Raw genomic sequence first — 22,140 nt, 5'->3', positions numbered from 1 at the left:
CTTTTCCCAACCTATTGTACTACTTCAAAAGAGACCGTCGGCATCTGATGCAGTTCTTTCGTTGTTGTGTGTATCGTCACTTGATAAGTTCCCGGAGTTGTAAACGTCTTCTTCAGCGCATAGCGGCCATCGTTGCCGCCTTTGACGTTCAGCGTCTCATGAGCGCCTTCGCCTTGCCAGATTTCAAATTCCACCTTGGCATCTGTCACCGGTTCACCGGCGCGCGCGATCGTCGCGACCAACTCCGCTTCAGCGCCCGCTTTGGCAGGGCTTGGCGTGGTGGTGAACTCGATGTTCAGCTTTTGCGGCTTCGTCGTGCCCGTCCCATGCTGCGCATGATCTGTGCCACCGTCCGTCCCGCAGCCTGCGGTTGCCAGTGCAGCTGCCGTCAGCAGCGCAGCGATCCATGCTATTCGTTTCATCTTTTGCACCTCCTGCGTACAAGGGCAATGATACCAGACTGGCCAGGGGGATTACATAACTCTATCGGGCTATCTTTTTTCAAATCTGTGACGCATCTGTGAAACCTCGTCCCAACCCTCCCTCCATCATCGCAAAACTGCGCCGGAAATGCAAAAAACGGCCCTTATAGGGCCGCCCGTTCCGCATATTTTCCTTTCCCCCGCTTCTCCACCCATCTTCCGCCATACCACAGTCCGATCATCAAGGCGACGACCACGCCGAATTTCCACGGATGCTCGATCCACGACGGCAGGTCGTGCCCGATGTAGGACAGGATGAACACCATCACGCCTTTCGCCGCGAACGTCGCCAGAATGAAGGAGCGGATGCTGATCGTGGTCAGCCCGCCGACCACCGCCACCGTCGTCGAAGGAGAGAACGGGAACGCACAGAGAATAAAGACCGATGTAAACCCCTTCTCCTCAATCCACTTCAGGAACTTCCCCGAATCCTTATACTTGCGCAGCATCCGGTCGCGCAGCCGGTGGCTGAGCAGGCGCACCAGCAAAAAGAGCAGGCTCTGCCCCAGACTGACGCCGATCCACGAATAAAAGAATCCTTCCCACAAGCCAAACGCCATCGCATTCGCCATCACGATCGGGATCAGCGGCAACACCGGAAAAAACGTCTCCAGCAGCGCCAGCAAGATCCCCGGCAGCGGCCCAAAGGCGCGGTATTGCTCCATAATCCCCTGTAAATCGGTCAGATCCATCCTTTTTCCTCCGGTTAATCAGACTTACCTCAAGTATATACTAACATAATGTATAAAGTTAAACTATATACAAAATTGTTTCTTGTATTCTTTATATACACATGCTAGATTTAACTTGAATTAAAAGGACAAAAGGAGGGACTTCTAGACGATGAGTGACAACCAAGAGGCACGCAAACTGCTGGTCGATCTGCTGCACGAAGCGGCCGAACTCGAACACTGTCTGCTCGATGCCTACCTTTATACGGCCTGCTCGATTAAAAGCACGCCGCAGGAGTTCGCCCTTGCGGCCGGCAAGCCGAACCGCCGCCGCGCCGTGCAGTTCGAACGGGCGCGCGCCTGGAAGCAAAGCATCCTCATGGTCGCCCATGAAGAGATGCTGCACCTGCATTACGTCGAGTGCCTGCTCCGCGGCCTCGGCGAAGCACCGAGCTTCGGCCTGCCCAAGCGCGCACAGAGCGGCAACTGGGTGATCCCGAACTGGAGAGCACAGATCGCCGGCGAGAACGTCGACGGCGGCAACGGTGTGGAAGTGCCGATCAGCGGCTTGAGCCTCGAAAACATCCGCCGCTTCGTGCTCTACGAATCGACCGATTCCCTGCAGGACGACAACCCGTTTGGCGAATCGGCTTCGCAATTATTTAAACGCTTGTATGACTTCGAGCTGGACTACCGCTTCGAAAGCATGCTCTATCACATCGATAAGGAAGACCGCCGCGCCGAGCTGAAGCAGAAGCTGTACCAGCTCTACAACCTGCTGACGCCGCTCGCGCCGGAAGACAAAGTCGAGCAAAAAGTGTTTGCGGCGATGAAAGCGGTCGGGCTGCCGTCGGTGGAAGAACTGCGCTTCCAGTCGATCGCCGACTTCTACCTGCGCGGCATCCTGCCCCTCTACCAGCAGGCGTTCGACTTCAACTGGGTCGAGAACAACAACCGCGACCTGAACAACGAACTGCTCGATCCGGCCCACGCAGCAGAGGGCTTTTTGCCGATCGGCCCGATCAACCGCGACATGAACTTCAACCATTTTGCCCGCGGCAACATCGAGAACCCGCTGCGCAACTACAAGCATGTTGAAAACATCGTCAAAGAGATCGTCGAAGAAGGCGAAGGCGCGTCCAATTTTGAAAGCAAAGCGCTGGAGTTCCTCGACAAAGTGGAGCAGATCGGCGGCACGCGCAACTACCTGACCAAAGTGATGCGCGACCCGAACCGCCGCAATCCGTCGACGCCGATCGTCCGCCTCGGCGAGCGCCTGCGCAACTCGCACCTCTACCGCTTCGTGCTGATCATGACCGAGCTGGAGCAGGAGAAAGCGCTGGCTCAAGCGTCGGGCGTGGAATTCGAAGCGGTCCGCGAGCAGCTGTACGTGGACGACAACGTGCGCCTGAAGCAGATCACATCCGAGCTCCCGTCGCACTTTAACGCGGCGTACCTCGTCATGCTGTCCTGGCTCTCTCGCATGTATGAGATCCCGCACTGGGACGCGGACAAGCCCCGCCGCCAAGCGATCGAGATGCTGGCTTCGTGGCCGCTGATGTCGCTGGCGATCCGCCCGTTCCTCGAACTGGCCTCGTTCTTCCCGGTCAACCTGCAGGACATGTTCCGCCTCGACCCGGCCGGCCTGCCCTTGCTGCCGATCCACGCCCAGCAGCTGCACGGCATCTACACGCAGACCGAGCGCTCGCAGGACGTCAACGCCCGCATGGACTATCTGGCGGTGCGCGTCTTGAGCGATGTCGCGAGCTGGGCTGCCGCGCAAAAGGAAGCTCTGGCAGGCGTCACGCTCGACGAAAACACGAAAGACATGATCCTCTCGCGCCTGACCACCCTCTCCCAGCTCGACGAGTTCCAGAAGCAGTTCCCGTTCCGCGTCCACGGCGGCTACTCCAACCAGATGCCCGATCTGACCTACCAGCAGAAGCATCCGGACGGAGGCAAATACGAAGAAGATCCGACCACCATTCCGGCGCTGTTTGAAGAGACTTTAGCCCTGCGGATCAAGTTCTCCGGCTGGGGCCTCGTGCAGCTGGCGACCGACCCGGACCCGCCGAGCGACGAAGTGGGCGCGACCGGCACGCACATGCTGCACCCGGCCGACGGCAACCGCCGTTTTGACCGCGCGCTGGTCTGGCAGCACAACGACAAGAAGCACGACATCGTGCGCGGCCCGAAAAAAGACGTGCCGGAGCTTGGCGTCAACGCCCAAGAGGTGTCGCTCGTCGTCACCAACGGCAAAGCGAACGCCGGCTTCGTCCCGCTGCAAGTGATGAACTCGCTTGGCGCCGTGCAGACTTCGGGCGTGCAGTCGGAACTGCGCGTCGACGGTTTCCTCGACCTGCTCAACCTGACGCCGCAGGACATCCTCGGCGCGGACCGCAAGCTGCGCCTCGACCTGCTGGAGAAAAAGGGGCAGAAGCCGTTCCTGAACGGCCAGAACCATCTGGTCTGGAAAGACGGCGAGCCGATCGACCCGTTCATCATGGCGCTGTTTGCCGATCCGGCAGGCGGTGCAAACGCGGACGACCCGGAGCTGCTGTTCAAGCGCGAGATCTTCAACCAAGGCTTGACGATGATGGAGATGGAGCCGTTGCAGCGCATCTCCACCTCGCGCGGCCCGTGCGGATTTGACGGGGTGCAAAACATTCCGTCATGGGTGATGGACGCGATGCCGGAGCAAGACCGCAAGCTGTTCGAGTGCCCGGGCTATCCGATGTCCTACCTCGTCAACCGTTCGCGCAAACTCGGCAAAGCGCTGGAGCATGAGTTCAACTCCGCCGTCGAGTCGCAAGCGGCGGTCGATGCGGCCGTTTCGCTCGCCGAGCGCATGCGCCTGATCAACGTCCCGCGCCCGGAGACGTTCATCTGGCTGACCTTCCTGCTCCACTACGGCCATACGGTCAGCGGCCACTTGGAGCTCGGCGCAGGCGACAACCCGATCCTCAAAGCGCTGGCGAAAAAGACCAACCTCGAGTTCGCCTTGGCGGAGGAAGACAGCCGCACTTCGTCCAACTCGCGCTGGCTGGTCAAATACACCAAAGGCGTGATGGACACCGATGCGATCCGCGACCTCGTCTTCGGGGAATTGTACATCCCGGTCACGGTGCAAGCGTCCGGCAAGCCGGTCACCTTGTCGCGCAGCTGGACCTTCCCGGCGGCGATGCAAAAGACGGTCGCCGACTACGCCTGCAATTTTGCCCAACCGTTTTGGGCGCCGTTCAAAGTCGCAGCCGACGGCAAGACCCGCACCTTGAAGCTCTCGAAGACGGTCGAGATCACCGAGACGTTGGGGAAGAAAAACTCCGATTCCTACTCCTACACCATGACCGGCCTCGAAGGCGTCACCGATTACACCGCGTCCTTCTCCGTCTCCAAACCGAAACACGGCGACGAGACGATCACCTTGGACTGGAACGTCTCCTTCAAAGCGTCCACGCCGCAAGCGGTGCTCACCGCCGTCACCACCGTGGCGAACGGCGCGCAGCAGATGACCGACGCGATGACGAACCATTTCGCACCGAAGGTGAAGCGTTACTAAGCGCTGTTACGATGAAGCGTTACGCATCAGAAGCGCACCAAGAAGCGGCCCAGCACTGATATTATCCCTCCTGTGTAGACAGCAGGACAAAGTACCCCTACTGTTAACTCAGGAGGGGTTTTTTGTATGGAGAAAGAGACACGGGTAAGATCGACCTATTCTTCCGAGTTCAAGTATCAAGCAGTGAAGATGTACAAAAAGGGTCAAATCGGGTATAAAGCAATCGCGAAGTTATTAGGAATACCCTCCCACACTATGGTCCAACTGTGGGTAAGAAATTTCGATAAATATGGAATGGTCGGTTTGGAAGAACGACGAGGAAAGGCAAAATCTCCACACAAAGGCAGGCCAAAAACGAAGTTTGCGACCGTTGAGGAAGAAGTGAAAGCACTTCGGGCGGAGGTTGCATTGCTAAAAAAGATGCGAGCCTTACAAAAGGGGGACGAAAAAGAAAACAAATCCAAATAGCATATCGAGCCATTCGAGATATGCTCAAAACGCATTCAGTCATGCTCTTATGCAAGTTGGCAGGTGTTTCGAGGAGCGGGTTCTACAAGTGGCTGCGACGTCAAGAAACGGAAAGTACCAAGCAAAGTCAGGACAATTTACTGAAACGTCTTATCAAAGAATGTCACCGAGAGGTGAGAGGGATATACGGATACTATCGAGTAAGGGCCTGGTTGCGAAAACGTCATGGCATCATTGTCAACCACAAGCGAGTCTATCGGCTGATGAAAGAGTTAAACGTACAAGCGAAGATCCGGCGGAAAAAGAGGTTCTTTGGCAAGGTTGAACATGAAGTAGCACCGAATCATCTGAAACGTCAATTCGAAGCTCTTATGCCCAATCAAAAATGGGCCACGGATGTGACGTATCTTCAGTTCAACAATCAGACCCTGTATTTATCCGCTATCTACGACATGTTCAACAACGAGGTTGTTGCATACAGGATCGGTCAGAAGAACGATCTCAAACTTGTGTTGCATACTGTGCACCAGGCAAATAAAAAAAGAGATGTGACCGGAGTCCTCCTTCATAGTGATCAGGGGTTCCAATACACATCTCGACAATATAAAAATCTTCTCAATCAGTATCATATAACACAAAGCATGTCTCGAAAAGGAAACTGTTTGGACAACGCTTGCATCGAGAACTTTTTTGGGCACTTGAAAGCAGAACTGATGTACATCAACAAATTCAAAACGAAAGCTGAAGTCGTGCAAGCAGTTCAAGCTTATATTCGTTTCTATAACGAGGATCGAATTCAACGAAAACTAAACGACCTTAGCCCGATTGAATATCGAGATAAGGTCGCATAGAGGGTGCTTTGTTTACCCACTGTCTACTTGACAGGGATATGTTCAGCACCGGGCCGCTTTTTGCTATTCTTCTTCCACCGTCAAGCCGAGCAGGACTTTCGCGCCTTTGGAGAGCGCGGTGAACACCACCTCCCGCTCCCAGCGGCGTTCGAGTTGGCGCGGGGAGAGGATCGTGTATTCCTGACGGGCCGATTTGGTGCGGGACTTGTCCTTTAAGATCGGGGCGAGCAGGTCGTCGGCGAGCTCCTCGAGGACTTCGGCGGTCATCTCGCGGTTCGGGTCCTGCAGATACCGTTCCACCTCTTCGCGGGTGCGGACGGGGCGGCTCGGGCCGAGTCGGCGGCGGATCATGAGGCGGCACGCCCCGTCTGCAGAAACTGGACTATCCGCTTCAGCCCGGACGACACGCGGTGCGAGATAGCCGTCGGGTCGACGCCGAGCAGCTCGGCCGTCTCCTGAATGCTGCGGTCGTCGATCAGGTGCAGCACGATCGCCTCTTTCTGCCGCTCCGTCACCGCCGCGCGGCCGCGAGCCTTCTCGCTTTGGTACTCGCCGAGCGCCGTCTTCAGGTCGATCAGGATCGCCTGCGCCGTCGGGCAGCCCTGTTCGGCGCCGAGCTTTAATTTGTGCAGGGAACGCAGCGCCGTCTTCAGCGCTGCCGTCGACCCGTAGTCGATCACGTCTGCCATACGTCTGCCTTTGTCGATGTCGCGTTTTACCATGCCCATGATCAATGCCTCCTCTGGCTGTCGTGATGTTCGTCTCAGTGATCGGCCGGCTCGTCCGAAGCGGTTCCCGCGTCCGCTTCCAGCGCTTCCAGCTCTTGCAGGATCTGTTCGCCCAGCGGCGACTTCGCCGTCAGTTCAAAATTCTCGCCGAGAAAAGCGAGAAATGTCTGCAGCGCATCGTTGACGATCTGCCCCATCGCCTGCTGCGCTTCACCGCGCGAGATCGGCTCGTTCCAATAGCGGCTCTGCTGCAAAGAATCGCGCCGCTTCTGGCTGTCGGCCACCGCCGTGCTCAGATCGGCGATCTCCTGCTGGTTTGGCAAAATGATCTTTTGACTCATCGTGAATCCCATCCTCTCGCTAGTTCCTTCTGCTACCTATATAGGCGAAGCGGGACTCAGAATTAACACAAAAGAAGGCCGGTTCCATAAATTCAGAACCGGCCTTCTTTTCCGTTGTTACGTATGTTAATATCCGGACAGTCCGGCATCAGTAAATTTGGGACGCAAGCGCTTCAGCGCCATCGACACCGCCGCTTCGGTGATGCAGAGACTGGCGGCGATCTCCTTGTTTTTGTAGCCTTGCATGACCAGCAGGCAGATCGTGCGCTGCTGGACGGTCAGCGGCAGGCGGTTGAACATCGCATAAAATTCGCTCCGCCGAAAACTGTCATCTGCGGCAACCAGCACCACTCCGCCCTGTTCGGTCAGATGTTCTTCGACGGAGAAGGCGTCGAGGTTGCTCTGGCGGGACAAAGCACTCATCTCCTTGCGCACCGCATTCAGTTCATATTGCGCCACCCGCTCGAAGTACGTGGCAAACCCCGCCTCGCGCTCCGGGTCCCAAGCCCGGATCGCCTTTTCCAGCGCCAGCAAAACGCGGTTCTCATAATCCTCCACATCGTACATGGGCTTGAATCGCTCGTAGGCTCTGACCGCCTGCCACGCGATGGCTTTGATGCGTTTGCGCATTTTGTTCACCACTTCTTCAAAGGAAACTGTGCCACGCTTACAGTCTTCTGCCAATTGATCCAGGTGTTTGGTCTGATTCTCCATTTCGTTCCTCCTGCACGCAGCTTGCCCCGAACAAAAACAAAAACACGAACGTGTGTTCTTATTTTAAACGATCTAGCCGTACAGTACAACCGTAAATTTAATGCTACAAAAAAAAAGACCCACTTAAATTTCCGGGGTCCCTTTAATACTATTCAAAATCATAAACCTCGCGGGCTGTCTGCAGCATCTCCTGCCAGGAGCCGTCCGCTTTTGCTTCTGTCGTGGTCAACCAGCGACCTTCCTGCCCCCAGCGTTCCCGCATTTTGCCGAACAGTTTCAACAGCGCCTGCTCGGAACGGTCCGCCCCCTCAACTTCGAGGAAAAAGTCCGCGACGATCGGCGGATATCCAGCCTCCAGGCTGCGCTGTTTGAACTCGGCCAACACCGCTTGCTTGGTCGCGCTCATGAAGTTCGGGTCGCGCACCGTTTCGCCATAGACGTCCTTCAGGTCGTACATCGCGGCCACCTTCCATAAATTCTACAATTCCATATTGCAAACTTATGTTCCCATTTTGAATATAATATATATTCATGCGATCTGCAATAAAAAAGTGCCTGCCCCATTGAGGAGGCAGGCCGGGTGAGGAGCTACGCCTGATCGCGCTCCTCAAGGACGAACGAAGCGTTGAGCTGCCCGTCATCGAGATAGTCGTGCGCTTTTTCATAGAGCAGCTCGGCCATGTGGCGAACGAACTTCTCGGTGAAGAAGGGGCGCAGATAGAACGGCAGGAGCGGGACGACGGCGGCGACCGCCTTTTGGACGACGAGGTCCATCAGGTCGGAGCCTTTGACGGTGCCGTAGTGGCCTTGCGCCGCCTTTTTCTCCGCCTGCAGCATCAGCTGCAAGAGGGCCTGGCGCAGGCGGTGCGTGTTGTGGTTGGCGTCGAGGAACAGCATGAGCACAACAATAGCCCCGGCGATGCACAGCAGCACGAGGGGCTCTTGGAGGTAGGAAAGCCATTCGGTCATTGGGATTCACCTCCTTTCAGGAGGTCATAGGTGCGCTTGAGCAGCACGATCATTTCGGCGCGGGTGATCGGCCGGTCGGGTGCAAAATGCTTCGCGGCGTCGGTGCCCGCCGAGATCTTGTGCTGGTACGCCCAAGCGACCGCTGCGGCCGCGAAGTGGTCGGCCGGAACGTCAGGCGCCGGGCCCGGTTTGCGAGCGGGGGCCGGCGGATGCAAGATGCGCTCGACATCCGCCTTGAAGGCGGCGAACACAGCCGGGTCGCGCACCATCAGGCGCGGACACTCCTTGCCGGTGATGTCGTAGTGGCGCACGATCGCCGTGACGGGCAGCTGCCAGCGGCGCAGGATGTCGGCGACGAGCTCGACCGCCTGCGCCCAGGTGCCTTTGCCAAAATGACCGTCCCAGTCGGCATGGCAGAGCTCGATGCCGATCAGACAGTCATTCGGGTAGGATGTAGCGAAGCGCTGCAGCGCAGTTTTATTGTAGGAAGTCGCTCCTACGTGGTAGGCCATCTCTGTTTCAGGGATGCAGCGGATGATCTCCTTGTCGTCGACCACATAGTGCGCCGATGCCCAGTTCTGCTTGGCGGCGCTGACCCCGTTTTGAAAATAGTCGCGGTTGTTGCGCGCGGTGGTGCCCGGGTTGGCGACCCAGTGCAGGACGACGCCTTTGGGCGTGATCTGGCGGCGCGGGCGGGCGTCCGGATTGGTCAGGAGCAAGTCGGTGATCTTCATAGCTTGGACCCTCCGTAAACAGCCGCAGCGAGGGCGACGATGCTCATCACCACTTTGACCGCCAGATCGTGCCAGCCGTTGTTTTGGCTGTTCGTGCTCTTCACGCTTTCGGTGAGCAGGGTCATAAACTCGGTGCGAAAGCTCTTGATCTCCTCGACCAGCGAGGAGAGAATCGTCTCATTGCGGGAGTTGGCCACCGCCTGGGCGACCAGGGTGTCTTTGATTTTGCTCAGTTCGTCTTTCACTTCGCTTTCAAACTGCAACTGCCGCTCCTTCACATCATCCAACCCCTGTTTCAGCGCTTCGATGTTGATCGTCATGGGTGTTTCACCTCGCTTGTTGGAACTCACTTCAGCCCTACATGTTAGAACAATTCAGTTGCTTTGTGAGCGATAATCGTTGCCGTGTGCATCCCGGCTGTCGCTTGCCGGCTGATCACTTGTATCGTCTCGCCGCCATATGCTTTTGGCATCGCTGCGTAAGTTTTGTTGTGCATCCCATACCCCGGGTAGAACATGGTGTGCACCGTTTTTCCCTGAATGACAACATCAATGCGGTTCGCGGTGTCACCGCCAACGCTGACTTCAGAGAGGTGGTAGGTCTGCCCGGCCGGTACCGTAAGCGTTGCAAGGACCGTCCCTGCAGTTGAGACTGTTTTGGTGTCTGTCACAAGAATCGGTCGCTGCGCTTCCCTCGCAAGCCGCACACCGCCTCCGACTGTCACTCTTCCGGTCACGATTTGTAACATGAAGCTCCCTCCTCTAGGCGTAATTATGATTCCTTTTTAAACACTGCATACATCCCAGTTCCTCCGCCTGGTACCGATCCATAAGCGCATTGCCAAGTTGTCACCCGTCCGTCCTTTACATTTGTAACCTTATCGATCCCTTCGGCTCGATGAGTGATCTTTGTGCTGCTCAGCACAAAGACTCCTCCTAACCGAGTATCGACCTGTATAAGATCACCGCTTTCACTGTATGTCAGGTAGGTTTTAATCAACTCAGGCCACAAAGCTGTAGTAATACCATATAAGCGATCTTTGTACTTCACCCCTGTGGCGATGGGGATCGCATAGTAGCCGTTCTCTGAGCGCCATCTGCCATTCTGGTCATACACATAGCGTCCGCCTAATGGGTCTAGTGCAGAGTCGAGTGCAAAAATTGCCGATGGCCACGGTTGATTAGCTGGAAGTTCACCAACGTTTGGCAACAAACGCAGTTTGCTTCGAAGTTGGAGGCGACGAGCTGTTTCATGTCCAACGCGAGGATCGATCAACTTATTATCCAATCGATAGTTAGCATCCAAATTGCCGTGTTGAAAAAGCGGTTCGTGTCCCGTCAGAACTTCTTCCTTCACTTCCAAAAAGACCAGGTCGCTTTGCTCAGTTTGTCCTTCCGGCATGGGTGCCAAGCACACAATATTGCTGTCTTCTGGTACAGTTGAAAACTGTCCCGTGTTTCCATAGCCAGACACACGAATCATGTGCCCCGCGACTTTTGCAGTGAAAGCGGGAATTTCATGAGCGTATGTCTCCCCATAGACAAAGTTGGAATCCAGCCCTGTTTTTCCACCGTCGTAGTCCTGAAGATCGTACAGTTCATCAACGCGGCTACTTTGGATCGCTTGCATCTCATTCAGCTCATCTTCGAGCAACACGGCGTCAGAGCCGATCAATACCTGCGTAAACTGATTGTCTTTATTGAAATTTCCTTTCGGGTTCCGATTGAATACAGGATGTTTCGTCATTCCAGGTCACCTCCTAATAAAAGGGAGGGGAAGTTCCCCTCCTCCAAGCACAATTTAGTCCCATTTACCGTTTAAGAGACGGCGATACGTAGGCAGATGGGGTGCAAAGTTTGGCATTTGGCTTATCGGGGCAAGCAACTCATGCATGTTGTAGTACAGATTTCCTGAGGACAAATATGGGCTGGACTTCAAGATAAAAATCATCACATGTCCTGCTGGCACTTGAACCGTCCAGCCACCGCTGCCGATGTTCGTAGTGGTTAGCGTAACCGTTTCCGTGAAATTGTCCGTCAATTCCGGCTTCCCTGCCGGATCAAAAACCTTGTACGCAACCGATGCGCTTGCCGCCGCGTTTTGACCAGCATAACTGGAATAGTTCGCGTTGGGCGTAACGCTTGCCGTCGTGTTTGTAATGTTCTGTAAACAATACATGGAGACATTGTCGGCTAAGGCGCCAGCGTTCCCCATGTACATGTGAATCTTTTTATCCTGCCAAGTGGCATGTGTTCTGCTCATATAGGTAATGCCTTCGAAAACTTTCCAGGCTTGCCCCTCTTTTTGCAGTACTTGACTTCCCCATTCTGCTGCCGAATGTCCGCCCGCCCATTTGACCGGAAAATTACCGATCGCCGACCACCACTGAAAGAAACGCAGAATTGGAATAAATCCATCTGATGGAACTGACAGTCCCATCCTGTCATTCAACGTATTCATCGCTGTGTTCGCCAGTTTCTCGATCGTCACCTGGCCGTCGGCGATCTTCGATGTCGTGACCGCATTTGTGCCGATTTTGTCGACGGTGACCACAGCATTTTCAAGATGCGTGGTTTTCACCGCATTCGCGGCAAGTTTACTGCTCGTTACAGCGCCGTTCGACAGCTTTTCCGCGGTGACGACTTCGGGGGCCATTTTATCTGACGTCACTGCTTGGTACGCCAGTTTCTGCGTGTTGATGAAACCAGAGGGAATGACGCTATCCCTCAGGCTTGACAATCGCGCCATCTCGAAGACATGCTCATTACCTTGTTGACCCGGCAAATAAGCAAGAGTGAACAGCCAAATCACAGTGCGCCCCGCAGCTGAGCGGAACACCCAGCCTTCCGAATGGGTCAGAGGGCTGCCGTTCAGGTCATATTGCCAGTCACTCAGGTCATCCTCCACCACACGCAATACCGATTTCATTTGCATCCGGCGCGAAGTTTCCGCGCCGACCCGGTTATCGCAGAGGTCATTCGGTATGGTGAAATCGCTAGATTGGGCTCCGTGTCGGTACAACGTTTGACCGGCATGCACTTCCTCCTCAAACACTTCAAGCAGCACCGGGTCGTAGCGCTCCTCCTCACTGTCGAACGGCGGTGCTGGAATCAGGATCAAATTATCTTCGCCATCCGCTTCCGTTCGCGGGGTGCCTGTTGTGTTGATACCCGTTACGCGGACGCTAACGCCGTCTGCCATCACTTCAAACGGAGCGATGCGATAGACGTTCGCCCGGCTCGTGTCCCGTTTGACGACCAGTCGCTCTTTTAATCCGTCCCGATACAGGTCTCGTGCTACACTTCGAGCCTGTTCTTGAAGGATCGCTTGCATTTCGTTCACTTCATCTTCCAGCAGATATGCCTCACTGCCCGCCCGGATTTGAGTGAACGCTTTGTCCGGGTCATAATTGCCCTGCGGCGGTCGGGTGAATCTTGGCGTATAGGTCACGTCTCAGCCCTCCTTTAGAAGGTAATCTTCCAGACGATGCGCAAGCGGGCATCTATCGGCTTGTTCCAGACCGGGAACACTTTATGGTTGAACATGAAGCCAGAATCTTTAGCACCCGACGCATCGCCACCGAACAGCCCCATCTCCGTAAACGGCACAGATTCCGCCTCCTGCGGCACACCTTCACCCTCCAAAATCTCAGTTGTAAGTTCCAAGATATGGGTCGGAGCGGCAGAAACGCTGCCGTCGCTGTTCAAATAGCGCCACGTCGTGATCGGCTTGCGATACACTTCATCCCGCAGCGCTGACAGATCCGGATTTTCCACCTGCGGTTCCTGTAGATTGCCTGTGCCAACGCCTTTACCGAGGGCGAGATACTGGAAGCCGTTGGCGACATTCTCGCTCGGCGCCATTCGGCGGGCCATCAGAACGCTCGCTTGTTTGACAATCAGGTTGCGCAGCTCCTGTTTTTTGAGCACCGTCCCGTCTGCCTTGTACATTTGGATCGTGACATCGCCGATCGCCAGTTTTACTTTTGTTTCTTCATGTTTCATGAGGTCAACCTCCCTTAGGAAAATGAAAGAGCCCTGACGTTACAGGGCTCTTTGTTCCAAGATTGTTTCCACGCCGTCTTGGTCGGCCCGATACAACACGCAACTGCAGGTCTCTTTCGCAACATCCATTTCGTCTGCTGCGTTGAGCATCCCTACTGATATTGCCGCTTGGCTCACGAAAACTTGAAGCGGATGCGCTTCGATAACAGCCAGTGTCTGCTCCATTCCAGCCTGCTCTTCCAATCGTTCTGGAAACAGCCGAGCCGGCTGTCTCGAAAAGGAGAAACGGTATGCATCTGCACATGCTCGAAATGGAACTTCCCAGCTGTTTACACCGAAAAGCACCGCCGGCTTCCCGTCTGCAATCAAGCCCATCTGCTCACTGCTTGTCTGCCTCAGCTCCGAACTTCCTTCAGCGCTTACCGCCGCGTGCAGCGTCCGGTTCGCTCCATTGACCTGAGAGCCATTGAGAAGAAATGCCTGGCCAAGATTCCCTTGCATGTCGTAGTGTTCATGATCCAACGAGCGCTCTAAGAACGTGGATGACTCATCGTTTAGTTCGCTGGAAACAAACATGGTATTGCCGATGGTCGAGTGGTTCAAATGGAACAGATTTTTTTCGGTCTGCCCGAATTTCATCTCTTCATTCTGTGTGGTCATCTCGCTGCGCACCGTATCGCTGTGCGCATACTCCCGCCCGGTGCGCATTTTGTACCAGGCGCGGAACGACTCGGCGACATGCTCCCGGTATTCGATCCAAAAGTCCAGATGCACCGGGCGCACCGTTTTGATCGTCTCGCGGATGCTGGCGTGGACGTCGTCGACGGGACGTTTTGGCGACAAGATGAAATCGACCAGCACAGCGCCAAACTTGTAGCTTTCGAACACCTGATCGATCTCCGCCGTCCGCGCGCCGTACGAGCTCAAGATAGCAGCCATCGTTTCGCTGGTCATCGTGCCCGTCCCGCGCATCTTTTGCAGCACGAGGGCCCGGCGCATCTGATACGACAGCGACTCGTTGGTGATCAGGCCAAACTCCGTTTCCCAGAAGACAAGTCCCCACGTGGCCGTCTCGACGAAAAATTGGGCGAACACGTCTTCCAGCATCTTGCGCATCGCGACCGACTCCACGGCGTTCGCTTCCATCAACTGCTGATAGAGTTCGGAACGCCCGTAGTGAGTGGGGGCATACGACATCAGCGTCTGCAGCTTGGCCAGGGTGACGGCGTCACGTTCACGTTCGCTCATCGTCACTCACCTGCCTGCAGCCATTCGACGTTCGCTTCCGCAAGCACGACCATCGCATCGGCCGCGATCTCCAAGTTTTGTGTGACCGGCACGCCGTCGACCGCCATCGTCAACTGGTCAAAGTCCTGCACGCCTTCGGTCATCATGATCGCCTGCCCCACTTTGGACAGGCGAACGAAGCGATCCTCCGGGTTGAGCACGAGCGTGCGCAAGTATTTGGAGATGTTTTGCACCACCGCCCGCTTCACCCCGGCTTCCTCGTACCCGCGAATGACGGTCAGTCGGAGGCGGAGCGACAGCACCAACTGCGTCGGCGTCTCGACATGAATCTTCGCTCCGATCGGCGCCATGCCCGCGCCGCCGCCCGCGCTGTTCGGATCGATGTAGTCCTGCACTTTTTTGATCAGCCCGGCAGTGGCCGGCCGATCTTCCAAATCGACGAGCAAGACTTGCACGTGGCCAGGCTGACCTGCAATCGGACTCACTTGCACTTTGCCGACCGAAGCGTCCGCCTCTTGCGCCCAGCGGATGTAGTCCGCGATGTTGCCCGACGCGCCAGGGTTGCGCACATGCTTCAGATAGCGGTTCAAAAAGGCCTCATCCGTCTCTTCATCCACCCCTCCGCTCATCGCGTCGGCATTGTCGATCTTGGTCAGACCGGAAATCTTGCTGACGGCGATGGTGATCTTTTGGGGCAGCACGTTGCCGGTGCTCCCCTCTTTCGTGCATGCCACAGGCAGCGTCAGCGTTTTGTTGCCCGGAATCGTGCCGTCTGCGGTCGTCACGAAATACTGCAGGTTCTCATCGCTCAGCTCGTCCGCTTCTGTGGCGAACATCGTGCCTTCGGGGATGTAGACGCCCGCTGCGCCTTCCACCGTTACTTCACCTACCGCTTTCTGGGCCGGGCGGCGAAAGATCCCGCGCTCTGCGCCGCGCGCGTCGAGGTACGGGCCGAAAGTGGTGGTGGCAAAGCCCCACTGCAGCACTTCCTTGGCCCGGATGTAGGCGAGCGCAAACTCGATGGCGGCCGGCGACAGCGAATCCCAGATGAAGCTGCCTTCCGACTGGTCCCACGAAGGATCGACCGCCGACAGCATCCGCCGGCGAATCGCTTCCTCCGTCTGATCCTGATAGGGAAATACGGCCGACAGATCTTTTTCACTCATGCTAGCTCACCTCCAATGTATACTGCATCGCCTCGGCGCCAAGCGGCGTGATCAGCGTGAAGTCGCACATCACGCGGTCCGCCAGACGCTCAAAGCGAAAATCGGTGCAGGCTGTCACCCGCGCGTCATAGATCAGCGCTTCGGTGATGTTGCGCTGCAGCTCCATAAACAAAATCTCATCGGGCAGATCGATCCCGATCAGTTCGTGTGCCTCGTTGCCGTACTGGGTCGTATAGACCAGAAAGCGGTCGCGGGCGGTGAGCAGCGCTTTTTTCGCCCAGTGCTTCAGGCTCTCCAGCCCCTCGGACACCGCCACTCGTCCGGTCGCGGTGAACACGAACTCGCCTCGTTGATAATCAAACACCGGGTTGTTGCCCGTGTTTGCGGCTGCCTGCCCGGCCGCGTCGAGGTCAAACGCGTTGTCCAGCGCAGGAAATTGTGGCATGATGCTCATTCGACCACCGTCCGATCCCCGGCCCGATACTGGCCGTTGCCAATCACAGCCCGGGCCGGATTTTTGCTGAGGCGGCAGAGGATGGCGTAGTTCTGGCCGCCGTTGATCCCGACCGCCACGACGCGGTCGCCTTTGCGCAAGATCAGGTTGTCAGCTACGAGCAGTTCTTTGTGCTTGTAGGACAGATCGATTTTCATCGAGTCCGGCTTCATGCGCAGATCGCCGCCGTTGACCATGTCTTCCAGAATGGTGCCGAGCTCGACCGGCAGCAGTTGCGCCCCGACTTGCCGGTTGGCGATGTCTGCCATCAGCCCGGCCAATTCACCCACTCCCATCGTCTTCCCTCCTCTTTATTCCTTCTCATTATTCATCCTCATACACGAGATCCAAGTCGACCGTCGCAGTGGCCGTCGAGACGCTGGTGCGAATCGATTTCACATAATACACGCCAGACAAGCCCGTCTGACGCTCATAAACCTGTACCGGGTCGCCCGGATACAGGCCGTGCACGGCGACCGCCTGGATGCTGGCCGTCCGCTCCGGCTTGTTCAGTTTTTTCAGCACAGTCTGCGCCACCGAGAGCGCCGACGCTTTGTCTTTGCCGTCTTCCTCAGCGGTGTGCAGCTCCTGCAAGCGGCCATACCGCTTGATGGCGGCGTCGTCTTTCGCTTCGGCCAGCATCGGGCTCTGCTCCTCATTGGCCGCGTGCCCGATCACTTTGACGTGGTTGCGCATGTTCGAGATGTTTTCCGAAACGTTGGCCGAGAGCAGCGTATGACTCTCCTGAAACACCCACATCGTCGGTTCCTTCGGCTTTTTGCGCAGGATGATCCCGCTGGCGTCGGCGCGCAGGAAGAATTTCTGCCCGGTCGCGTCACGCGTGATCTGCAGCGCTTTGACGACCATGTCGTACAGCGTCTGGTTGCGGCAGACGAGGCTTGGGATGCGGTGGCCGGAGTCGTCGATCACCCCGGCCACCACGCCAAACTGCACGCAGAGCTTCTTCAAAATGTCGGACGCCTTCATGTTGCGAAACACGAAATCATCGCTGTTCTTCAGCAAAAAGTACATCAGGTCATGCGCGACCACTCGCGTCACCCCGGCATACCCGCCTTGGATCTGCTTCTCGACCACCATTCCCGAGAACAGCTGGATCGTCTTGTCGGTGTCGGTCTGAAAGACGTACAACACCAGACGGTCGCCCGGCGTGACCAAAGTTTTGGTCTCCTCATGCGGCGCGAGGTTGACTTCCAGCTTCATCGAAGACTGGTCGAGTTCCCCGCTCCAGTTGAAATCCTGAACCAGCGAGTTCAGTTCCGTTTTGACGCCGGCGGCGTTGTAGGACACCAGCGTGTAGCCAAACAGTTTGCGATCGTCAAGCGTGATGACTGGCATGTTCGTCCCTCCCTACTATTTCGCCCCGGCGACGCTCGGCGCGCCAGTTGCGGCAGACGGCGGGAGCTTCAAAACTTGGCCGGGGCGGATCAGATTGGGGTCTTTGCCGATCACGCCTGTGTTGAGGTTGTAGATCTCCATGTATTTGGCTCCGTTGCCCAAATAGCGCTTGGCCAGCGCCCACAGCGTATCCCCCGAGACGACGGTATGCGTTTTTGGGGCCGGGGCGCTCGGCGGGCGTTCGCTGCCCGAGGAAGTGCCTTGCTTGGGGTCTGTTTTCTTCACCGTCAACGTGCGGTGTTTCTTGAACGTGATCGTGAAATAGACATCGCCCGGTTCGCCGCCGCGATGCTCGACATCGAAGGTGCGGATCATCACATCGGCGTTGAAATACGTTCCGCCGATCGTCAGGCGCGACGGTTTGCCGACCTGGCGAATCTCGTGGATGATACGCTCGAATTCCTGCGGCGATTTCAACGATTCCGGGGAACTGTACGCCCAGGTGTCGACGAGCGTCCGGTCATAATCGCGGGGGAAAAAGCTGGAGAAGCTAAGCTCCGCCAGCTGATCGCCGCCGCGAAAGGCGGTCTGGCCGAGGCCGAGCACGCTCGACTCCTGAAACTCATGAGCGTATTTGACACTGATCTGGGCCGGCGCAACAGGAAACGCCAGTGTCCTGCTCACGCCGACCTGATCCCAATAGGTCAACAAAAAAGGGCCGATCTGACCCGTTCCGTACGACATTATCTCGCCACCTCCGCCTGGCTGTAGACGCCTTGGTTGGTCAGCACGCGCTTCAGCTCATTGGACAGCGCAGCCGCGATGTTGTGGATGTCCGCCTCTTCGCGGACTTGCAGCGTGTTCGCCAGTGCGCCGATCTGGATGTTGACCGGCCCGCTGCTGTTGCCGGATACGCCCTGGCCGGTCGAGGTGGCCGCCGAGGTGCGGATGAAGGAGGAGAGGTTCTCGTCGAGCACCATCTCTTTGCGCTTGAGGATCGCCCAGCCTTCATTTTCGACGAGGCCGCCGCCATGGTATTGATAGGCATAATATTTTCGGCGGTTCATCACTTCCTGCTCGTCTGATGAGTGGACCGGAGCTTTGGAACTGCTTTGCTGCAGGCCGTTTGCCGCATTGCCAAGCAGTAACTGCGCGATCGGAGGCAACCCGGAGAGCGCGGTGAGCATTCCGGCAGAGATGCTGCCGACGATCCCAACGCCGATCGAGCTCATTCCGCTAGTATTGACGAGCCCTGGAATTGTGTTCAGCATGCCGCCGATTTTTCCCGGAAGCGGCGCAACCGACGCCACAGCCGTGTTGCTCGCCGTATTAAAATTGGTGCCAAACATCCCGCTCATGCCGGACAACTGCGTATTGCTCTGTGCCATCATCCGATTGAAGCCACCGCCAACGGTTGACTGCAGCCCGAGCATGCCTTGGTTCGCCACCACCGGCAGACCGGAGAATGTTGTTCCCATGCCGTTGGTCAGCGATGTCTGGAACCCGCTGCTGTACGATTCCATGCTGTTCAGCGAGCTTCTGTAATCCCTCGCCATACTGCCAGTTCCAGACGATGGCGTGACGCGCGAAGGGGAAAGTCTACTCGCACTCCTGCGAGCGGTAAATCCTTCTGTATCAAGTTTCTTCGATGTGATTTCTCCGACCTTTTCGCCGGTCATTGCCCCCGCAATACCGCCGATCAGGCCACCGACAACTGTACCCACGCCAGGGAAGATCGCCGTCCCAAGCGCAGCGCCTGCTGCGGCTCCACCCCAGCCTCCCAGTCCGGAACCGGCCGCTTTGATCGTTGCGCCAGCCTTGTCCTTTGCCTTAAAGATGTCAAAGACAGACAATGCGGTGCTCACACCGGGGATGCGTCTGATCCCTTTTTTGGCAAACGATTTCAGCAGCGAGCTTTTTCCGCCTTCGGGGATGTCCACCCGCGGTCCCGCATGGGGACTTGCCTGGCTCGTCACGCCGGGCACAGCATTCGTTCGGGTAGCGGCTCTTGCGTTTGCCATGGCACTGGTCGTTGCAGTGCCTCCTGCATTCGTTCCTGCAGGAGTCACGGGACTCGTTAATCCACTGGTCGGTGCATTGCCCCCTGCCTGGATTCCTGTCGTGGCCCTTGCGTTTGCCAATGCTTGGTTCGTTGCTGTGCCTCCTGCATTCGTCCCTGGATTAGCCCTTGGGCTTGCCATTGCACCGGACATTGCGTTTGTCGTAGCATTGCCCCATGTGGAAGGACTTGTTTGGGGAGCTCCCATGTTCCATCTCTGGATACTTGGAGCAGCGCTAGGATTGCTCAAACTTTGGATGCTTTGGGTACTGCCTGAATTGCCCCACCTTTGGACGCTTGGAGGTGCTCCGGTATTGCCCCATCTCTGGAGGCTTGGCGGAGCACCGGTATTGCCCCAGCTTTGAAGACTTGGAGGAGCACCCGTATTTCCCCATCTCTGGAGGCTTGGTGTACCGCCTGTCTGGTTCCTTACGTTGCCCCCTGCGTTGGTGCCAGAAGTACCACCTGCATTGAACCTGGCGTTTGCTCTGCTTGTTGCGGAGTCCCTTCCAGCAGTCCGCCTTACCGTTTCGTCAAGATTGACACGTCTATTATTTCGAGCGATCCTTCTGTCGTCAGATTCGACTCTCCTGCGCAGATTCCCAACTGGATTACGAGTTCTATTGCGTCTATTCCTTCGATTGCTATTGGAATCGCCCGACAATTCTCCACTCATTGCCTGCTTGCAATCGCAATGTCGGCAAACGCATTCGACGATCTTTTGCAGGTGACCGACGATCGTCGCAAGGTGACTCGTAACGGTGTCTATCTTCCCGGATATTTCCTTGGGGTGGTTGGTATCTTTGAATATTTTGGACAAGGCGCCGTCAATGAGCTTACCTTTTGCTCCTGAAATCAGACCTGAAAGCAAGTCGCCTTTTGGAGTGAACATCTTCTTTATCAACCATCCACCGCCAAGAAGGAGTGCAATTTTACCAAAGGTGGAGTCCATGATCGCACCAAGGTCGAATCCTTCGACAAAACCTTTCAAAAGCCCCTTGACGATCGTCAAGCCCAGCGAGACGAACACATTTTTATCCGCAGAAATATCGGAGCTGAAAATAGCGGTAATGCCCGTGCCTAACGCTTTGCCCATGTCATTTGCGATCTGCTCGACAGTTTCCGAACCACCGCTGTACCACCAGTTGGAAAACTGGTCTTTCAGCGACATCATGATCGCTCCGAGTTTCTCCCAGATGTTCAGGTTGGGGTCAGTCAGCGCCTGCAAGTTGCTGACATTTTTCAAGGCACTTTCCACCGCGCTGCTGACTTTCAAGAGGTCATCAAAAATGGAGCCCTTCTTGGGCGTGCCGCTCTCATCTAGCCCCATCGAGCGTCGGTAGATCTGTTCGAGACGCAGTTGAATAGTACCCCAGGTTCCCAACATCGACTTCGACTGCTGCTCAGCCATGCCAATGTTATTCTTGGCCAATAGTTCCATAACAGCCTGGGATGCTCTGGCGCTTTTTTCTTGATCGGTCAAATTATCGGCACCTTTGATACCGTCAAAGTTCATCTCACCAGGGCCGCTGAATTCAAAATTGTATATCTTCTTTAGGTCGTCTTTGTCGACCCCGAGATCGACAGCATTCTGAAATCCTCGAAAATAATCGCCATTCTCCAACTGTTGGAACATTGCGACCACGTTTTTCATCTCGGTCTGTCTGCCGGAAGCGATGTCGACCATTTTATTGATGTCTGCTTCAGATTGCAGGGATTTCAGTTGCTCCGCCATTAGGAGGCTTTTGAAAATATCCTCTTCTTCTAGCAGCGAGTTGGCTCTGATCGCTTCTACCTGTTGAAAATGTTTCTGCGCTTTTCCAGATGCTAGTGCGCCTGAAAGATCCCTCGCGTCGTCATCGCTAAAATTCTGGGCCTTGTACTGGTTGTACAGTTGGTTTTCATAATATTTTTTGAGTGTAGCCGCCTGTACTTCGACCTTCATTGACACCTGAACCGCTTGTTCTCCGACACTTTTCATGACACCAAACAGCCGGCTGGCCGACTGAGTGAGCGCATCAAAGGAAATGGAAGCGAGTTTACTCATGCTGCCAACCGCATAGTTGGTTGCATTGTTAAGCGCGTTCATTTTCGGTGTCAATTCCGCTAACCTTTGCGCAGAATCCGTTGCTCCTGACATAGATTCACCTCCTTACTTCATCGCTTTTCTACGATTTTCCATCTCCACAATGATCGAGGCATAAAGAAAGGCCCTTTCCCCGCGAGGTAGCTTTTGCACCTCGGAAGGGAAACGGCCCGTTTCGATAAAGATCGCGTGCAGGAGCACCGCCTCGCCG

Annotated in this window: 24 protein-coding genes; 3 read left to right on the top strand and 21 right to left on the bottom strand. The window is 56.0% G+C overall.

The window, feature by feature from the left end:
* Positions 1–11: 11 nt before the first annotated feature.
* A complete protein-coding gene (locus EV586_RS06590) occupies positions 12–422 on the bottom strand; it encodes a FixH family protein (protein WP_132944280.1) in 411 nt (136 codons plus the stop codon).
* 164 nt (positions 423–586) lie between these two features.
* Positions 587–1,174, bottom strand: a complete 588-nt coding sequence (locus EV586_RS06585; RefSeq protein ID WP_132944279.1) for a TVP38/TMEM64 family protein — start codon at positions 1,172–1,174, stop codon at positions 587–589.
* Positions 1,175–1,325: 151 nt separating this feature from the next.
* Between EV586_RS06585 and EV586_RS06580 the strand changes: the two genes are divergently transcribed.
* From EV586_RS06580 to EV586_RS06570, 3 genes are all read left to right on the top strand, one after another.
* Positions 1,326–4,712, top strand: a complete 3,387-nt coding sequence (locus EV586_RS06580) for a ferritin-like domain-containing protein (protein WP_132944278.1) — start codon at positions 1,326–1,328, stop codon at positions 4,710–4,712.
* A 126-nt stretch (positions 4,713–4,838) separates the two neighbouring features.
* Positions 4,839–5,180, top strand: a complete 342-nt coding sequence (locus tag EV586_RS06575) for a helix-turn-helix domain-containing protein (protein ID WP_132944277.1) — start codon at positions 4,839–4,841, stop codon at positions 5,178–5,180.
* Complete coding sequence (locus EV586_RS06570) at positions 5,120–6,031, top strand: IS3 family transposase (protein WP_132944276.1); 912 nt, start codon at positions 5,120–5,122, stop codon at positions 6,029–6,031. The genes EV586_RS06575 and EV586_RS06570 overlap by 61 nt, the downstream gene beginning before the upstream one ends.
* 63 nt (positions 6,032–6,094) lie before the next feature.
* Here the strand turns inward: EV586_RS06570 and EV586_RS06565 are convergent, their stop codons facing one another.
* The 19 genes from EV586_RS06565 to EV586_RS06475 form a co-directional block, all read right to left on the bottom strand.
* A complete protein-coding gene (locus EV586_RS06565) occupies positions 6,095–6,382 on the bottom strand; it encodes a hypothetical protein (protein WP_132944275.1) in 288 nt (95 codons plus the stop codon).
* Positions 6,379–6,759 (bottom strand): sigma factor-like helix-turn-helix DNA-binding protein, encoded by a 381-nt coding sequence (locus tag EV586_RS06560; RefSeq protein ID WP_132944274.1) that lies wholly within the window; start codon positions 6,757–6,759, stop codon positions 6,379–6,381. Before EV586_RS06560 ends, EV586_RS06565 begins: the two co-directional genes overlap by 4 nt.
* Positions 6,760–6,794: 35 nt before the next feature.
* On the bottom strand, positions 6,795–7,100 hold the full coding sequence (locus EV586_RS06555) for a hypothetical protein (RefSeq protein WP_132944273.1): 306 nt from the start codon (positions 7,098–7,100) through the stop codon (positions 6,795–6,797).
* 126 nt (positions 7,101–7,226) lie between these two features.
* The gene (locus EV586_RS06550) at positions 7,227–7,814 is read right to left on the bottom strand and encodes a sigma-70 family RNA polymerase sigma factor (RefSeq protein ID WP_132944272.1); all 588 of its coding nucleotides are present in this window, start codon (positions 7,812–7,814) and stop codon (positions 7,227–7,229) included.
* A 148-nt stretch (positions 7,815–7,962) separates the two neighbouring features.
* On the bottom strand, positions 7,963–8,271 hold the full coding sequence (locus EV586_RS06545; protein ID WP_132944271.1) for a hypothetical protein: 309 nt from the start codon (positions 8,269–8,271) through the stop codon (positions 7,963–7,965).
* A gap of 131 nt (positions 8,272–8,402) precedes the next feature.
* Entirely contained in the window at positions 8,403–8,783 is a 381-nt protein-coding gene (locus tag EV586_RS06540; protein WP_132944270.1) for a hypothetical protein, read from the bottom strand.
* Entirely contained in the window at positions 8,780–9,517 is a 738-nt protein-coding gene (locus EV586_RS06535) for a peptidoglycan recognition protein family protein (RefSeq protein ID WP_132944269.1), read from the bottom strand. The genes EV586_RS06540 and EV586_RS06535 overlap by 4 nt, the downstream gene beginning before the upstream one ends.
* Positions 9,514–9,837: a hypothetical protein gene (locus EV586_RS06530; protein WP_132944268.1), complete on the bottom strand. Its 324-nt coding sequence runs from the start codon at positions 9,835–9,837 to the stop codon at positions 9,514–9,516. The genes EV586_RS06535 and EV586_RS06530 overlap by 4 nt, the downstream gene beginning before the upstream one ends.
* 44 nt (positions 9,838–9,881) lie before the next feature.
* Positions 9,882–10,265, bottom strand: a complete 384-nt coding sequence (locus EV586_RS06525) for a hypothetical protein (RefSeq protein ID WP_132944267.1) — start codon at positions 10,263–10,265, stop codon at positions 9,882–9,884.
* Positions 10,266–10,288: 23 nt separating this feature from the next.
* On the bottom strand, positions 10,289–11,263 hold the full coding sequence (locus tag EV586_RS06520; protein ID WP_132944266.1) for a hypothetical protein: 975 nt from the start codon (positions 11,261–11,263) through the stop codon (positions 10,289–10,291).
* A 54-nt stretch (positions 11,264–11,317) separates the two neighbouring features.
* Positions 11,318–12,967, bottom strand: a complete 1,650-nt coding sequence (locus EV586_RS06515) for a hypothetical protein (protein WP_132944265.1) — start codon at positions 12,965–12,967, stop codon at positions 11,318–11,320.
* Positions 12,968–12,981: 14 nt separating this feature from the next.
* Entirely contained in the window at positions 12,982–13,521 is a 540-nt protein-coding gene (locus EV586_RS06510; RefSeq protein WP_132944264.1) for a hypothetical protein, read from the bottom strand.
* A gap of 39 nt (positions 13,522–13,560) precedes the next feature.
* Entirely contained in the window at positions 13,561–14,769 is a 1,209-nt protein-coding gene (locus EV586_RS06505; RefSeq protein ID WP_132944263.1) for a putative phage tail protein, read from the bottom strand.
* A 2-nt stretch (positions 14,770–14,771) separates the two neighbouring features.
* Positions 14,772–15,935 carry a baseplate J/gp47 family protein gene (locus EV586_RS06500; RefSeq protein WP_132944262.1) on the bottom strand — a complete coding sequence of 388 codons (1,164 nt, stop codon included), beginning with the start codon at positions 15,933–15,935 and terminating at the stop codon, positions 14,772–14,774.
* Position 15,936: 1 nt separating this feature from the next.
* The gene (locus tag EV586_RS06495) at positions 15,937–16,389 is read right to left on the bottom strand and encodes a DUF2634 domain-containing protein (protein WP_132944261.1); all 453 of its coding nucleotides are present in this window, start codon (positions 16,387–16,389) and stop codon (positions 15,937–15,939) included.
* Positions 16,386–16,724, bottom strand: coding sequence for a hypothetical protein (locus EV586_RS06490; protein ID WP_132944260.1), 339 nt, complete (start codon positions 16,722–16,724; stop codon positions 16,386–16,388). The genes EV586_RS06495 and EV586_RS06490 overlap by 4 nt, the downstream gene beginning before the upstream one ends.
* Before the next feature lie 28 nt (positions 16,725–16,752).
* Positions 16,753–17,784: an XkdQ/YqbQ family protein gene (locus EV586_RS06485; RefSeq protein WP_132944259.1), complete on the bottom strand. Its 1,032-nt coding sequence runs from the start codon at positions 17,782–17,784 to the stop codon at positions 16,753–16,755.
* 15 nt (positions 17,785–17,799) lie between these two features.
* Positions 17,800–18,528, bottom strand: coding sequence for a LysM peptidoglycan-binding domain-containing protein (locus tag EV586_RS06480; protein ID WP_132944258.1), 729 nt, complete (start codon positions 18,526–18,528; stop codon positions 17,800–17,802).
* A complete protein-coding gene (locus tag EV586_RS06475; protein WP_132944257.1) occupies positions 18,528–21,983 on the bottom strand; it encodes a glycine zipper domain-containing protein in 3,456 nt (1,151 codons plus the stop codon). Before EV586_RS06475 ends, EV586_RS06480 begins: the two co-directional genes overlap by 1 nt.
* Between the last annotated feature and the right edge of the window lie 157 nt (positions 21,984–22,140).

Origin of the sequence: Tumebacillus sp. BK434 (assembly GCF_004340785.1) — a bacterium.
Classification (GTDB): domain Bacteria; phylum Bacillota; class Bacilli; order Tumebacillales; family Tumebacillaceae; genus Tumebacillus_A.
The sequence above is the reverse complement of the archived record's forward strand: the minus strand, read 5'-3'. Positions and strand labels throughout refer to the sequence as shown.